Below are 15987 nucleotides of genomic sequence, written 5' to 3' on the forward strand. Positions count from 1 at the left end.
AAGGCTTCGGCTAGGGCATGCAGGCCAAGGATGCACGACTCTCCAGAGGAGACAAGACCATGAGCGCACTTCCTCGCATATGGCTCACCGAACAGCTGGCAGATCATGTCGCGACGGTGACGATCAACCATCCTCCCGCAAATGTGCTTTCACCCCAAGGGATTAGTGAACTCGAATCAACCCTGGACGATCTGGCCAATAATGATCGAGTCAAGGTCATCATCATCACCGGAACAGGGCGGTTTTTCATTGCAGGGGCCGATATCCGGATGTTGGCAGAAATCGGGTCCAGGCAAAAAGGCAAAAAACTGGCTCTCACCGGCCAAAGAATTTTAAATAAAATTGCGGCTTCGCCGAAACCCATTATCGCAGCCATCAATGGTATCTGCCTCGGCGGTGGCTTGGAATTGGCATTGTGTTGTCATATCCGATTAGCTGCTGAAGGAATTCAACTCGGGCTTCCGGAGGTTAATCTTGGTCTGATCCCTGGGTTCGGCGGGACCCAACGCCTGCTCCGTCTCATCGGCCAATCGAAAGCTACTGAAATGATTCTGACCGGGGATTCTCTCTCGGCAGAGGATGGCAAAACATGTGGACTGATATCTGGGGTTTTCTCTGATAAAGATTTGATGCCGCAGGCTATCGGACTCGCCAGTCGGATTGCCTCAAAAAGTCAAAGTGCTGTTCGAGCAGCCCTTCAGGCCATTCAAATGGGATCGGATTTGAAACTTTGCGAGGGATTGCTGCTAGAAGCAACCTTGTTTGGAGACCTTTGCGAATCCGAAGATAAACAAGAAGGGCTGGCGGCCTTTCTAGAAAAGCGCACTCCGCATTTCAAGGATTTCTGATCCCCCAAGTGTTTTAGCGAATCTGTCAGGAAACGAAGAGGGATAGATCAGTTGGTTTTGAAAGATTCCTGCTAAAGGCAAACACCCATTTTCCCTAAATACACAATAATCGGGAGGTAGTGAGAGACTCGTGGATTTCATGAAAGGGAGGCACACGATCAATTAAACTGACCCTTCCTTTGTACCGCTCGACTTCAAAGATAGCCCAATCACACCGTTGTTTTGACATGCCTGTTGCTCTTCTATAGCCCATTCACTTGTCATTGGCGTTGTGAGCGTCCCAATTGATTCCTTGTCCTTTTTGGCAAATAGTTCACATTCTGTGTCATTTGATTAAATCCACCCATTCCCTCGCCGCAAGCATTATGAGCACAAACCGATACAGAGATTGTAAGGATAGTCTCAAACTCATTCAGGAGAGCAAAGGAGTACTGGCCATGACTTTACCGGAAATAGGAGCTATTCAATTTCTGCAACCCGCATCATCGGGAGATCATTCACGAAAACAGGTGACCGCCGTGAGTTCCGATGAGGAGAGTGGCAAAGCCAAAAGCCATCGGGAACGAGGTGTCCCCTCTCCTATCCAGGACCAGGTGACCTTGTCGAAGGAGGCTCAGGCATTGTCCACATCAAGGCATCACGCCTCAAAAGGCAATTCCTTCCAGCAACCCTCTTCTCCCTTTGATCGCTGAAGGTTGTAAAATGGCGATAATCCGGCAAATGGGGCATCCCATTTGCTGGCATCGAATTCTGAGTAAGGTTTGCCTCCTCATTGTTGATCATTTCCCTTATCCACTTCCATTTGTGTTGTTCTCAATGTATCCGTCCTGATTACCGGCGCTCGTAAAGGAGTTCACAAGCTTGTTCGTATCCTTGGATCCATCCTTCCTGATACGCCTGTCCTAAACTTCGTCGTACCTGATCCATTTGCTCTTCGCCTCGAAACGAACCTGGAACGGCCGAGCACACCATCTCTACGGCTACATCTACGAGTCGCTCTCGGCGCTGTTTGAGCTCCACGGACACGAGTTCATCTAATACTTCCTGGCCTCGCTGCATGACGATTTTCTCCAGAAAGGTATCATACCCCTGGGCACGAATGACCCGTTCCCGAATAATGCCTAATTCTTCTTTAATTCTTTGTGTATTGCGTATCAAGACCATAAACAGTTGCTTGCGGGATTCCTCTCGAAGGGTTTCTTCCATTCGTTGCAGGACCACTGAGGGAGAAATGGATTCTTCCGGCTCGGGATCCGGATCCCTATCCCGTCGGTGCACCATCGGCTCGACATAACCCAAACGCATTCGATCATACGTTTTTCTGGCATCCGGATCACCCAAGATTTCATAGGCGGCATTGACTTCACGAATTTTTTGTTCAGCCTGACGATTCCCTCGATTGCGGTCAGGATGATATTGAAGGGCCAATGCGCGATAGGCTTTTTTTATCTCATCTTGCGATGCTTGAAGAACAACACCGAGAACCGCATAATAATCGACGACTGGCATTGACATGTTCCTTACAGAAGAAAATTCTTGCCCTGGTTATTTGCGCAGCTTTGGCGAATATCCACGGTCACTGGTCCCTGAATATTATTTTTAACAAACAGCGTTTCCTTCATGACCGTTTTTTCAAAAGTTCTGTTGATTGGAGCATGGAATGCTCTCATGTTTGTTGGGACGGACATTACGCATCAACCGGTATTTCCCTTGAAAGCTTCCCATGAGGGAGTTGCCTGGGCACCACCCACGCCCAGGCTTTTTTGGCACCTTTCGTCTCGCCTCCCCTCCTCCACTTTTACCACATCACCCGAACCCGTCTCCATTGCCATGCTGCTGAGTCAACCGGATTCCTATCATCAACAACTCGTGGCCGTTCGTGGAGTAATCACTCAACCGGAAATGCACCTTGATGACTCAAGGTTAGCCATACGCTTTGTCTTTCGTCTGGCCGAGGGGGAACAATCCATTGTCATCTTTGGTCAACACGATCGCACGCAAGGCTCACCGTCAATTTCACTGGATCTTTCCGTGGAAGTGATCGGAGTATTTTGGAAAGAACGAGAATTGAATGCATCACGAGTTTTCAATACGATTGAGGCCCTTACAGTCTCTCCCTATCCCTCTCTGATTCCGGATAGTGCTTGAAAAGATCCCCAGCCCGTTTCCCTTCAAGACGACAAATATGTTTTTAACTGACGAACAACGTCACCCGTGCCCGGTGACGGAAGCGCCTCAGACGGAACCGCTACGGTAAGCACAGCTCGAAGAGTCGGTTCCCAATTGCCCGATTCAAAGTCATCACGGGATAACTCCATTCCTTGCCCGTGTCGATGGATATAATCCACTAGGATCTGTTCGTCAATGAAATTGTGTCGACGGACGTAGACCAATGCCGTCTTATCCTGGACCGCAGCGATCACAGTACCATACCCCGGCTTGGTCATGATGATATCCGCCTGTTGACTGATTTCTCCAAATGGCATCGCAAGATCTTCGACACGATGCACCGAGGCATAGGAAGACAAAGATGGGAGTTCGCTTACTAAAAAGTGGAACCCGGCCATTGCGGCCATCTCCTCAAGCGGAAGACGGTTGAGCGGCACACCCCCAAAGGCAATGAGGACTATCAATTCATGCTCTCCCACCCCCAAGGCTTTTCGCAGATCATAGCCATTCGGTTTCCTCAAGGGTGCCGAAGGTCCTACATCAACCGTCGAACCAAAGGCCGGCATCTCAATACCCGGATGAAGGCGGATGAGAGAGTCTGCCAACGCATAGCTGTTACGAATGGTTTCGAGAATCGAACGGTGAATACCGGAATCGGCCTGGGCAAATGGCTCTAACACCCGATCCCAGGATAGAGAGGCAATTCCCACCACCGGGCACTTCACTTGAGCTGCGCCGGCTATGGCAAGAGGCGAAATATTGGAAATGACCAGACGCGCCTTGGACAATCGGATGGCCTGAGCTTCCTCCTCAACCTTGGACTCCCACTGTGTGTAAAATTTGGTGTAGGCCTCCCATGTTTCCTCCACATCAATATCCAAGGGCCCTCGCTGGACACATCCCACATCTTGTTGGACATCCTGCAACTCCCAACTCACCCGGAGATGACGTTGAAAGAAATCGGCAGGTACTTGGGTGCGTAGAACCACATGCAGGTCATCAATCGCCCCACCTAATTCATTCAAAATTGGCATTAATTGCGCGGCATGCCCAAAGCCATGGGCCGAGATCGAACACCACAGGACCGTCATCGTGTAATTTTCTCCATTCAAAATCACTATGAATTGGTTTTTGATAAATTATAAACTGGGGAGTTCACTTGCGAGAACAGGTTCAGAGTTCATAGAATCACTTCTAACTTTCTATTCGAGGATTTTTTGAAGATGCGTTGGTCAGGGTGTAGTTCTATGAACCGGAATATACGATCTATTTTTAGGATGATCTGGACCACCATGCTTTTGATTGGCCTACTCAGCGCATGTACCTCCCCTTCAAGAACACCTTCGCCTTCTTCTCGGTCCTCGCTTCCGGCAACAACCGGAGAGGCAACCACCCCTGCGTTAGAAAACCAGTTATTGGCCACGGTTAAACATGCTGAGGGGTTAGGACCGGGAAATCCCCTGCTCTTAAGTAGTCTATATAGTTTGGCCACCTATTACGAAGATCGGAAAGAATATGACAAATCCGCTGCGCAATATGAACGAGCTCTTAAATTAAAGGAAACCGCGAATGGCCCGAACCACCCAGACGTGGCGGCCATCCTTCAACGATATGCTCGAATGTTACAAGCAGCGAATCGACCATCGGAAGCAGCCAATCTCCGCCTTCGTTCTGAGGCGATCCTCTCTCGACCCTCAACTCCCATTTCCAGCCAATAAACTTTAGCCGGACACCGGCTCTCCAGCACAGCATTTTTGACCCTGTTCCTCGGGAAAATTTTACCCAGTGTCGGCTTCCTTCCTCCTATTTCTAGGTCGTTTTTGGACTTTCCTGTCACTTTTTCCTCTGAAATTTTGGCACAGGAATTGGTTATAACAAAATGAGTTCTTCTCTTACCTTGACCAAGGATTCATTCATGAAAAAGTCAGCACAGCCGGACCAACCAATCGGCAAGTCACGCAAGACTTCCCCCAAAAAGACCGTGACCAAAAAGACCCCCACCGACAAGTATCCTCGTTGTTCTCGATGTGGGTCTCGAACAGTACACTTAGAACAGTTGGAACAGGAACTTCTTGTCACACTCAGCTTGCACTGTTTGATCTGTGGACATTACACCTTCCTTGGTCGCCCCGTGATCCGCTTATTACGCCGTCCCAATGTGACGATTCCAGATTCCATTACACGGCCCGCAGGGGAATAGGGAATCACCCAACCAAATTCCCCTGCCTTTTAGCATGGATTTTTTCTACCAGGACTCCGTGCGCAGCGTCAGCGGAACCAACCCGCCTTGTTCAAGTCCAAGAGTGAGCTGCCGGCAGGCCGTGAGGCTCCCACATATCCGTAAATGCGATTGGGCTAAATTCGGCACAATAGTTCGAAACGATGAAATGTCGACTTGCTCGTGTCCGGACACGGAGTGTACCACTCGCTGGATTCGACCTTTCGGATATCCCCAGGAAATCGGCCAGGATCGAGTTAACACTGGTTGATATCGAAAATGTTCGGGGAATTGTTGCTCAAGGGTAACCATTTCCTCGTGCAGCATTAACTGCCCCTCATGGCGAACACTAGCCACCAGTGTCAGGTGGGTTCCAACTCTTCCTCCATTTCGACCAAAATTTTTGGCTTTTAAATAACGGGCATACGATAAGAATGGTGTAATTCCCGTGCCGAAGGCCACACAGACCATTCGCATTCCCTCCCATATCCCATCGTCTTCCAAGCGAAGATTCGTAGCCTTACATACCTTGGTATTTTCGTATACCAACACGCTCCCCTTCTCTTCATCCATTTGTAGACGTACTTCTACAGTCTTTCCTTTCTCAAACCAGTCAGTTGCCATTTCCGATTGCCACCAACTGGAGGTATCAGACTGGTCGAGATGGGTATAATTGATGAACGTCTCCAACAATCGTGGCTCGTTGAAGGAGGCATTTGACCGGGTATACATCCGTCTTCGATATTTGCCCGTCCGGTCTCCCCAGGGTTTTGCGAGAAAGGCCGTTCCTGGACGCATGGTATCTTGGAGAGCATATAGTTTTCCGCCTATCTCAACCTCCTCAGGCAGTGCTAACTGGATCAGCCGGATTTCTCCTGGATCAATGGTCTGTAATTGATGAATACGTGCGCCCACAACATGTTCCATTATTATCTCAATCCTCCATGAGAACCGCTCACAAGGTGACGAGGGATATCATCGGAAGAACTAGACGGCCAAGAGGGACGATGATGCCATTTGATTCTTCTATACATATTTATTTAAGATTTCACTTCACTCTGGAATACCTTTTAACGACCGATGAATCAACATTCCTCCATCCCACCACCAGGAGATGCCCGATCAGGAGATGCCCCATCGCGTCCTCCTAAGGCAACGGCCTTGTCATCTCCCGATGTTAGCAACCAGGTTTCCGCTTTAACTCCAGACTCTGACAAAGATGACAGAACATCCCCTTCCACTCCTAGCCGAAAGGTTACTTTTTACCTCGAACAAATGTCTCAGATTCCGGATGTTCGACAAGACAAAATCGCACATTTCCAAAAAGCCATCGATTCACAGCACTATGTCATCTCTGCTGAAAAATTAGCGGATTCACTCATTCAAGACCTTCATCCGCACCCAGAAGAACCCTGACAGCCAACCACAATTAGTTTTCATTGCCGCTTAACGGCAGAGCTTTTCCTTTAGTCCCCTTCCAAGCCGATGGAGTGTCGATCCACCCATGGGCAATAAGCCTTCAAAAAACATTCTAGAGTTTTTAACCTGTTCTTGTATATTAAGGTCAGTCCTTTTCCGTTCTCTCCTCCTCATCTTGTCGGTCGGAATTTGGCCTTGTAACATGGCCTCACACAACCGAAAAGGGAATCATGAATTCGACATCTCCGCACCTATCCATAGGTTCAAACTCCATTTGGTTGACCTTTCCCTCCACACCTGAGAAATTGTTAATCCAAACCTATTTATTGGGACTGGGAGCGGATCACTCCCTCCTTTGTGCACTCCCAAAAGATCCGGCACTCAGCAGTCTCAGATGCGGGATTCCCTGTAAAGGTCGTTCATGTATTGATGAGGACATATATGAATTTGAAACGGTCATTCAAGAAATTCTCACACAGCCCCCGACGATTCGATTAGGTGCCCCCCCAAACGTTTCACGTCAACACCCTCGCTCATTTCCTCGTTTAACGGTCAATATGACTGGAGCCGTTCGACCCCTCAGTGACAAGGGGAAAATCCTTGCTGTGCTACCTGTTCAGCTCAGCAATCTTTCCCCAACGGGTTGCCAGTTTCGCGTCGCCCCTTCCGCATGGCCACTCGTCTCCTCATCACATCTCCACATTAGTTGTCGTTTGCCAGGGTTCAGCCACTTTTCCAAATTTTCCGGAACGATTGAGTGGGTTGACCCCACGACGGATTTAATCATTGGCACCAAATTTTCATTTACCTCTATTCAAGACCCCGCCAACCAAGATGTCATGCGGTGGTATACCTCTCAACAAGCTAATTTGATCAACACCACAGCTTGACGGGCTTTGAAGTTTAAAAATTCCTTCCTCATTGTGCTCCAAGAATAAGAGTTCTTGATTTCTTCCCATTTAATTGCCAGGGAATTATTTCACCTACCTCACATCTCACCCTTTTTAAATGGTTTTCCTAGCCACTCTCAACAATCCTGTTCTATTTGACGTATGACAGATTGCCATTGACAGTTGCCTGAATATAGGGTTTCTTATTACAATGTTGTTAATTCCCGCATAATTTGGTTACGGTAGTAATTCTGCAATTCCAGATATTCTCTCATTTTACCCAGGACGTCTCGCATGGCCGAACCAATCAATAACAGAAACATTATCGATATTTCTCCACTTCCGACCCCAAAACAGATGCAGAGTTCCTTGCCCTTGCCCGAAAAAACCGGGCAAATGGTTCTCCAATCTCGGCAAGCCATTCGAGATATTCTTCATGGACGAGACTCACATCGCCTGTTAGTTATAATTGGCCCATGTTCGATACACGATCCGGAAGCGGCCATTCTCTATGCCGAACGCCTCAAACTGGTCGCTGATCGAATTCAGGAGCATGCCCTGATTGTCCTTCGAACCTATTTTGAAAAGCCCCGCACAACGGTGGGTTGGAAAGGACTTATCAACGACCCCCATTTAGATGGCTCCTGCGAAATTGGGGGAGGATTTGAACTGGCCCGTTCTATTCTACTCCGGATCAATAACCTAGGATTGCCATGCGCTACGGAATTTCTGGATCCTGTCACGCCCCAGTATATTTCCGACCTAATTAGTTGGGCGGCTATTGGCGCACGCACCACCGAAAGCCAAACCCATAGAGAAATGGCCAGTGGCCTATCCATGCCCGTTGGCCTCAAAAATGGAACGGATGGGGGTCTCCAAGTCGCTCTCAATGCCATGATTGCAGCCCGACATCCTCAAAGTTTCATTGGAGTGAACGCCGACGGCCTCACCTCAGTAATCAAAACAAATGGCAATCCGGACCGACACCTTGTTCTTCGTGGTGGCGGTGGACGAGTCAATTATAATCCGGAAGATATCTCTGAGGCCGTGCGTTGCATAACGAATGAAGAGATTCGTCGTCCGGTAATGGTTGACTGCTCTCATGGCAATTCAGAAAAAGACCATACGCGGCAGATTCCCGTGGCTCAATCAGTTATCAAGCAATTCACCAAGGGCCAACTCGCCATCATGGGCTTGTTAATTGAGAGTAATCTGAAGCCGGGCAATCAAAAATGGGAAGCAGGGAAACCCTTGGAGTGGGGAATATCAATTACAGATGCCTGCATCGGATGGGAAGAGACGGAACAACTTCTTGATGATTTGGGGGAAGCCTTGGATAAGTCGGCTAAAAGTAAGATTTTGACTTCATAACCAAATTAAGGTTCCTTGACGAGTATCGAGAATCTTCATGATTCCCCTTAGTTACCCATGATACCTGCCCCCATTTTATAAACGGGCGTTTCATTCCAACCCTTACGTACCCCACAGGCCTCGTTTCGGTAGAAAAAAGACACACCGTGATTCCGTGGATTTCACAAAGAAAATTCCACTAGATGAAGCCTGCGGGAAACACGCTAAAGGTATTGAGGCTTAAGAATTGGAGGATAAATCAGGAAGGGGTTGAATTTTAGAACTGCTGGTTTCATGCGTGTGCTTATGAGTATGACAGCCTAAATGGTGGCATAACCGGCGATTCCAGAATCCAGCCAGTGCGATCATCGAGGCTCCAGTCACATCAAGGAATATCTCTAACCCACCGCCTGATTCGATCAGGAGATGAGCGGTCATTAACACCACAAGTCCGCAAGCAGTCAAAAGAGCAGGACGGCTATCTCGATGCCTAGGATAGGTCGCCAACAATCCAAAGCCTGCCAATAGAGCTATCACTCCCAAAAACATCCATTCAGTAGTATCGGCCCAAAAGGCTCCTATTACTCCATCAAGACCATCCCAGGAATGTGCAGCTATGACGGGAAGGGCAAGCAATGCCAAAGGGGTCACCGCACAGTGCACAGCACATACCAGAGAAGCGATAGAGCCGGCTTTTGAAAGCCTCGGTCCAAGAGTTTTAATCATCTTATTGGCATTGTGGACACAATCCCGTGAATTCCAATGTATGATCATCCACGATAAATTGGGTCCGTTGTTCAATCAATTTTGTGACTTTTTTTAACGGGCATAACAACAAATCCTCAATCTGCCCACAGATCTGGCAACGAATATGATGGTGATGTTCCCGCCCCTCTTTCAGTTCATATCTGGCGAGACCTTCCTGGTGAAGGTCCAATTGGAGAACCAGGCCTAAATCTTTCAGCACATGCAAGGTTCGGTACACGGTCACCAGATCAATCGCCACTTTTTCCTGGTGCAATTGTTCAAAAATTTCCGCGGCACTTATTGGTTGGCGAGTCCTTTGTAATAATGCCAGGACGGCTTGGCGTGTACGGGTCATGCGTCGCCCTGTAGCTCGTAGACCTTTTTTGATGCTAGGTTCTAATTTCAACAAGGGATGTAAGCCTAATTTTGCGATACCTTATTGCAAGTCCATTGCAAATACCATATCGGCAAATGATTGTCAATTACGAAGAAAAAACCCGTGAAAGCCGGCTCAAGACAACTCTTCACCAAGAAGGACTCTCGATGCCACCCAACACATACATACAACATTTACGAATTGAATTCTCAAGAATTGATTTGGATCCGGGAAATTCCGGAAGAAAGACTGGAAGACCTATCAGATGGGGACTTTACAAAAAGTCAGACTCACGCATTTCGACTAGGGGGAAGGGCATTTACCGATAGAAAGAGCTTTACTCCAGAAGCAAGTCAGCACGTCGGTTAAATTGATGGCATCGATGTTCGTCATCGACTTCACACAGGACCAGAGTATTCCCAAAGGAGACCGCATCAAGACGTTTTCGTGAAATTCCTAAATTGGCAAGATATTCTTTGACGGCTTTTGCTCGTCTTACGCCCAGAATCATATTATAACTTTCTGTTCCACGTACATCCGTATGCCCCTCAATTATGAGTTCATAATTCGGAAAGCGGTTCATCCAACTAGCCGTGGCATCCAGACGATCTTGAACATCTGATGAAATCTCCCAACTATCAAATGGAAAATACACAGTGGGGAAAGGATCTATTGAGGGCTTTTCCTGAGATATTCCCGTCTTCGGGCCTTGAGGAATGCTCATGCGTTGGGCAAGTGACGAGGAGCTTTCAGCTTCCCCTGTCGAAAGAGAGGTCAATGTGGCCGGGGGTGGCCCTGGCGTCAGGACATCCGCAGACTGATGGGTCATTGAAAGCGATTCACAGCCCCATGTCGCACACACCATAAGAATTCCAAGAAATCGTACAAACATATCTAAACTCCCTTCTTTTTCTCATTTTTTCGGCAAAGCACCCCCGAGACTTAAGATTTAAAGATGACAGTCTTTTTTAAGTGGACTATTTGATCCCATGTACAGATTTTAGAAAAAAATTGCCTTACCACCGTTGAAGAATTCAAAAACCCTTTTCCCGAAAAAACGACGAATTAAACCAGGTTTTTTTGAATCAAAGTGAAGAAAAGCACATGGAAGGTAGAACCTTAGAGGGCAGAGTGCTAAGAAATGGTAGGAACTTTCTACCTATGGATGATGCAATAGATCATCCTTGAATTGGGTCGATACAAAAACATGGTCTAGAGCCGAAAGACCATCAAACACACTGGAGCCTAACGCCTGAAGAGATCCGACAATGATCATACCGATCAAACTGAGAAGTAAGGCATATTCCATGGCTGCCGCCCCATCTTCTTTGAATAAAAATTCACCCATTTCGCAATCTCCTTGTGAAACTACGTTCTCTCTATTGTGGGGCTTCCTCCACCCAACCTTATATGCAATATGCAAATGGTAAACCGAACACACATGGCGCCCCATTTTCATTAATTTCCCTTGCTTGCCTTGACTCTCTTTTCCCACCTAGTCCTTACGAGGAAGACGTTAAACCAGCAGTCCTTTCTTCTTTTGACAAACACTTCGACGTTTTCGGCGATGGCACAGGTAAGTCCACCACCATCGAAAGCTAAGTTTCTGATATTCAAAAAAACAGCCACAGACACTGTCAACCAACACGACAAGTTTGCAATAAATGCCCCAAAAGGCCTAATAGATAATGGACTTTAAAATAAGAGCAAAAGAGGAAAAAACGAAATATAGTTGGTGATGCTCAGAGCAATCAACAATTCCAAGATAATCCCTATCCACTGGTGCGAGCGTTCTGTCCCCCCCATCTCATGGAATGAGAAAGTATCTTTTGCGATTCGTCCACTCGTTGTGAAAAGGGTACCTGCAACCAATATGGGCAACTTTCTCAAAGGCATTGCATTCTAATGGAGTCACCACCACCTGGTAGCGGATCAAAATTATCCTCCTCACGGATCTATTACCAGGGATTCTCCAGACTTGTTTTCCTAACCTACACGATAGTGAAACCGGAAATATTTGAGTTGAGAGTCAAAACATAGGATCAATCAACCTTTTCCGATCCCTTCATGCTCTGTCATTACGGAAATTAAAAAACCACGAAGAATCAACTTAAAATTCCGCCAGATAGTATTGGCACGAGGGAACAATTAAATACAGAATCGAATCCCTTGGCTCAATGAGGGACAGAAGGAGTCAATGCAACTTGAAGCGCTTGCTCCATATCCCCCATTAACACCGGCTTGGCTAAATAGGCTCGGAAACCCATCGACAAGGCTTTGTCTTTATTCATTGTGTAACTAAACCCTGAACACAAAATAACGGGAAACCCTGGACGTATGCTCATTATTTGACGAGCCAGCAATTCTCCCGTCATGCCTGGCATGGTTTGATCCGTCACAAGTACATCAAATTGATCAGGATTCTCTTTAAATGCCTGCAGCGCTTCAGGACCATTGGTAAATACGACAACCAGGTAGCCCATATTTTCCAACATATCCTTGGCCCATCTGGCAATAGACACCTCATCATCCACAAACATCACTGTTCCCTTCTTACAATAGGAAGAAGACTTTGACGGGACCTGCTGAACTTCGACTGGGAGAGAGGAACAAGGGAAGTAAATGGTAAAGATCGTGCCCTGACCTTTCCGACTATCGACCCGAACCACTCCTCCATGACTCGTCACGACCCCATGAATAACGGCCAACCCCATCCCTGTGCCTTCCCCAACATCCTTGGTGGTAAAAAACGGATCAAAAATTCGTTTCGTAACACTCGGTGACATCCCTTGCCCGGAATCAGCAACTTTTAGGCGGATATAAGGCCCCGCATGCAACCCTTGAACAAGAGAAGCGGTCGTTTCATCAACAGCTACTTCATCTAATGTGACCGTCAACCTTCCGCCCATCGGCCGCATGGCATACTCTGCATTAGCCCCCAAATTCATGACCACCTGATGGATTTGAGTCGCATCAGCCAGAACCGGCGCAGTGCTTGGTTGGAGTTCTGCATGTAGGTAAATCGTAGACGGAAGAGAAGCACGAAGGAGGTTCAACGCTTCCTGAACAATCGGCTGTAAATGCATCACTTTTTTCCCAGATTCATCTCGCCGGCTGAAAGTTAAGATTTGCCGAACAAGATTTTTGGCGCGATAACCTGCTCGTAAGACTTCTTGCAATCGGGGCAAAACCGGGCTTCCCACCCCAATTTGAGTCATGGCCAATTCGGTATAGCCTATTATGGCCGATAAGATATTATTAAAATCATGTGCAATCCCACCGGCCAAGGTCCCAATCGCCTCCATTTTTTGGGCTTGACGACGCTGTTCTTCACTTTTCAACAAGGCTTCTTCTGTCTGTCGTCGCTCGGTTAAATCGCGGAGAAACCCACTCACAATTACTTTCCCTTGTGATTGGACAGCCGTAATCGCCAATTCCAGGGGAAACTCATGGCCATCACGATGCAACCCGGACAATTCAATCCGTTTATTTAATATTGCACTGACCTCTGACGTGATATAGTGTTGAATTCCCTGTGGATAGGCATCCCGGTATTTCGGTGGGATTATAGTAGTTACGACTTGTTGCCCAATGATTTCTTCCCTGGACCATCCAAACATGCGTTCCGCCTGTGAGTTCCACCCAATAACATAGCCAAGCTCATCTAGGGTAACCACCGCATCAAGGGCCGTGTCCAGAATGAGCCGTGTTCGTTCCTCACTTTCCCGTAAAGCCATCTCTGCCTCTTTTCGTTGCATAAACTGCCCAATCTGGCTTCCAACAGACACCATTTGGTGCAACAAGGCCTCATCCGGCTCCTGGATTTCCCGGCTAAAAAACTCCATTACTCCAAGAATTGTCTCGCCTAGCCTGATAGGAAAGGCAAATGCCGCGTGTAACCCTGCCTGAGAGGCCATGGGTGCACGTGGGAAATTCGGGTCCTTGACCGCATCAGGAATCCATATCGGATTACCTGTCTCCCAAATCCGTCCAGGCAGGCCAACTCCCTTCGAAAAGGACATACTTTGCGTCACAGCAACAAATTCAGAAAACCGTTCATGGGAGGTTCGCCACACTTCCACACAAAACAGGATTTTGGTCCCAGGTTTCACTTGCCAGAGTACCCCCACTTGCCATCCTAAACTTTTACAGACCGCCTGAAGAATTTCAGGAGTGGCTTGTTGAATGGTCGTGCAATCGGCCAACACCCTGGCGATGGCATATTGTGCGGCTAACCGGCGTTCAGCTAGTTTTTGTTCTGTCTCATCCCGTAATGACGCTGTGAACAGGCGCTGGCCTGCCAGCGACGACTCGCTCAAGGTCAACGACAGAGGGAAAACTGTTCCATCTTTTTTTTGGGCCTTGAATTCTCTCAACAAACCACCAATACGTTTTATTCTCGATTGCCCATAGGACAAGACAAAATGGTCCCACACGTCTTGTTCCGCGGGAACAACCAGATTTTTAAACGGCCTGCCTTTTACGTCTGAGGCTTGCCAGGAAAACATCGATTCCGCTGTCTCATTAAATGTTTCGATCTTCCCATCTTCATTGAAGGTCACAATTCCCTCGCCCTCACTCGCTATGACTTCTCGGATTTTTTCTTGATTTTTAGGCGAATACTGCCTACTGGCATTTTTACCTTGAACCAGGATAAATCCGATCACCAACATGATCCCTACTTGCAGTAATCCAATGGCTCCTCCACCAAGATAATAGAGAAATTGGATTTCCTGAATATTAATTTTCGCTATCACTCCAAGAGGAAGACCTTCAAGGGGTTGATAGGCTAGTAAGACCCTGTTCCCCCGACTATCAGGCAAAATTTGCGTCCCGCTATCGACGGATAAATCCGGTTGAAATTGAGAAGAACTCTGCCCTCCATTTTCATGCCGGCGAACTAGAAGCATCTCTCCTGTTTGCCCAAAGTGATGTTGATCCCTCAGAGAATCAAATTGCTGTTGAATGCGATTTGTGAAGAATTCTTGAGGCATTGCCCCTTCGTCCCACCCGGGAGTCAATTGATTCATGGCTTCCAAGTAATGAACGTATATGCCGGTCAGATGAGTCAGCCGATCTTTTTCATCTTCGACGGCTTCAACATAAAGCCCAATAAACACAAAAACGCTAAGGGACAGGATCAACACTCCCACCATCAGAACGATTTTTAGGATTCTTGGCTGAGCAGGAAGCATCAAGCACCGGCAATGGAACAGAAAAGAAAGGCAGGATAGGGAGCAGGGCTACAGGAACCATGCGTAAAAGCGCGAGGAAGAACGCCAAAGAGAATCAATGATTCCCTCCCTCAATCGAATGGAAGTCACCAACCATCCACAAAGTGAAGGGAATATCCTATGCTTTTGCGCAAAAAATGTCTATTCAAAATTCAACATGGGAGGATGGTTACAGAAGGAAGACAAAAGCCCTGCTCAGGGTTCTCCAACCCCATTGGACATTAGGCCTAAACACCTTGAGGAAACTTTTCTGCCACCCGTTTAGTGGCTATACGGGTCAGATATGATTTACTGAGTACGAAAGTGAATACGGAGCGAGACTTCACCATCGATAGGTTCCTCGCCATTCATTTGAGGCAAAAACGTCCATTGCTTGAGAGCCAGCAAAGAAGCTTGAGTGAGCTCCCGATGTGCGGCAGGTTGAAGAATAACCACCGTCACATCTGAATTTTTACTGACCAATATTCGAGCTTTGAGCCAATCATCTAAAATCTGCCCGTCTAAGGTAGATGGAATTGTCGGCCAGGGAGTTCGTTGTGGGACCGGCCCAATTTGTTGGTCTTTATTAAGTCGTAGCCCATGGACATGGACTGTATCCAGGGTCTCCACCTGGACGTCTTCTTCATGGTCAGATTGATGCGTCGCGAAATCTGACTCGGCCGGATAGGAAAGCGCGGGACCACTTAATAGCCAGAGCACCTGCATGAAGAAACCAAGATTCCGGGAAACGCTCATA

General features: G+C 47.5%; 16 protein-coding genes and 1 pseudogene. 8 read left to right on the forward strand and 9 right to left on the reverse strand.

What is annotated here, in order from left to right; genetic code table 11:
* Positions 1-59: 59 nt before the first annotated feature.
* Both LX98_RS09740 and LX98_RS09745 read left to right on the forward strand, forming a co-directional pair.
* Positions 60-848 (forward strand): enoyl-CoA hydratase-related protein, encoded by a 789-nt coding sequence (locus tag LX98_RS09740; RefSeq protein WP_496428711.1) that lies wholly within the window; start codon positions 60-62, stop codon positions 846-848.
* Between the two features lie 437 nt (positions 849-1285).
* Positions 1286-1540 carry a hypothetical protein gene (locus LX98_RS09745; RefSeq protein WP_496428712.1) on the forward strand — a complete coding sequence of 85 codons (255 nt, stop codon included), beginning with the start codon at positions 1286-1288 and terminating at the stop codon, positions 1538-1540.
* A gap of 613 nt (positions 1541-2153) precedes the next feature.
* Here the strand turns inward: LX98_RS09745 and LX98_RS09750 are convergent.
* Positions 2154-2357: pseudogene (locus LX98_RS09750) on the reverse strand (DnaJ domain-containing protein); the annotation flags it as partial.
* Positions 2358-2468: 111 nt separating this feature from the next.
* Here LX98_RS09750 and LX98_RS09755 point away from each other — a divergent pair.
* The gene (locus LX98_RS09755) at positions 2469-2996 is read left to right on the forward strand and encodes a hypothetical protein (protein WP_496428713.1); all 528 of its coding nucleotides are present in this window, start codon (positions 2469-2471) and stop codon (positions 2994-2996) included.
* A 23-nt stretch (positions 2997-3019) separates the two neighbouring features.
* Here the strand turns inward: LX98_RS09755 and LX98_RS09760 are convergent, their stop codons facing one another.
* Positions 3020-4108, reverse strand: a complete 1089-nt coding sequence (locus LX98_RS09760; protein WP_496428714.1) for a hypothetical protein — start codon at positions 4106-4108, stop codon at positions 3020-3022.
* A 201-nt stretch (positions 4109-4309) separates the two neighbouring features.
* Between LX98_RS09760 and LX98_RS09765 the strand changes: the two genes are divergently transcribed.
* On the forward strand, positions 4310-4735 hold the full coding sequence (locus LX98_RS09765) for a tetratricopeptide repeat protein (RefSeq protein ID WP_496428715.1): 426 nt from the start codon (positions 4310-4312) through the stop codon (positions 4733-4735).
* A 197-nt stretch (positions 4736-4932) separates the two neighbouring features.
* Positions 4933-5217, forward strand: coding sequence for a hypothetical protein (locus LX98_RS09770; protein WP_496428716.1), 285 nt, complete (start codon positions 4933-4935; stop codon positions 5215-5217).
* A 45-nt stretch (positions 5218-5262) separates the two neighbouring features.
* Here the strand turns inward: LX98_RS09770 and LX98_RS09775 are convergent, their stop codons facing one another.
* On the reverse strand, positions 5263-6162 hold the full coding sequence (locus tag LX98_RS09775) for a hypothetical protein (RefSeq protein WP_496428717.1): 900 nt from the start codon (positions 6160-6162) through the stop codon (positions 5263-5265).
* A gap of 153 nt (positions 6163-6315) precedes the next feature.
* On the opposite strand from LX98_RS09775, the gene LX98_RS09780 reads away from it, so the two are divergent.
* The 3 genes from LX98_RS09780 to LX98_RS09790 all read left to right on the forward strand — a co-directional run bounded on the left by LX98_RS09780 (position 6316) and on the right by LX98_RS09790 (position 8915).
* Positions 6316-6651: a flagellar biosynthesis anti-sigma factor FlgM gene (locus LX98_RS09780; RefSeq protein ID WP_496428718.1), complete on the forward strand. Its 336-nt coding sequence runs from the start codon at positions 6316-6318 to the stop codon at positions 6649-6651.
* 233 nt (positions 6652-6884) lie between these two features.
* Positions 6885-7544 carry a PilZ domain-containing protein gene (locus LX98_RS09785; RefSeq protein ID WP_496428719.1) on the forward strand — a complete coding sequence of 220 codons (660 nt, stop codon included), beginning with the start codon at positions 6885-6887 and terminating at the stop codon, positions 7542-7544.
* A gap of 294 nt (positions 7545-7838) precedes the next feature.
* On the forward strand, positions 7839-8915 hold the full coding sequence (locus LX98_RS09790) for a 3-deoxy-7-phosphoheptulonate synthase (protein ID WP_496428720.1): 1077 nt from the start codon (positions 7839-7841) through the stop codon (positions 8913-8915).
* A gap of 219 nt (positions 8916-9134) precedes the next feature.
* Here the strand turns inward: LX98_RS09790 and LX98_RS09795 are convergent, their stop codons facing one another.
* The 6 genes from LX98_RS09795 to LX98_RS09820 form a co-directional block, all read right to left on the reverse strand.
* Complete coding sequence (locus LX98_RS09795) at positions 9135-9620, reverse strand: MerC family mercury resistance protein (RefSeq protein ID WP_496428721.1); 486 nt, start codon at positions 9618-9620, stop codon at positions 9135-9137.
* A gap of 1 nt (position 9621) precedes the next feature.
* Positions 9622-9996, reverse strand: a complete 375-nt coding sequence (locus tag LX98_RS09800; RefSeq protein ID WP_496428722.1) for a transcriptional repressor — start codon at positions 9994-9996, stop codon at positions 9622-9624.
* Positions 9997-10354: 358 nt separating this feature from the next.
* Positions 10355-10909, reverse strand: a complete 555-nt coding sequence (locus LX98_RS09805) for an OmpA family protein (protein ID WP_496428723.1) — start codon at positions 10907-10909, stop codon at positions 10355-10357.
* 267 nt (positions 10910-11176) lie between these two features.
* On the reverse strand, positions 11177-11365 hold the full coding sequence (locus LX98_RS09810) for a Flp family type IVb pilin (protein WP_496428724.1): 189 nt from the start codon (positions 11363-11365) through the stop codon (positions 11177-11179).
* Between the two features lie 826 nt (positions 11366-12191).
* Positions 12192-15212, reverse strand: coding sequence for a PAS domain S-box protein (locus tag LX98_RS09815; protein WP_496428725.1), 3021 nt, complete (start codon positions 15210-15212; stop codon positions 12192-12194).
* 327 nt (positions 15213-15539) lie between these two features.
* Positions 15540-15986: an energy transducer TonB family protein gene (locus LX98_RS09820; RefSeq protein ID WP_496428726.1), complete on the reverse strand. Its 447-nt coding sequence runs from the start codon at positions 15984-15986 to the stop codon at positions 15540-15542.
* Position 15987 lies beyond the last annotated feature (1 nt).

Source organism: Nitrospira marina, from assembly GCF_059568365.1.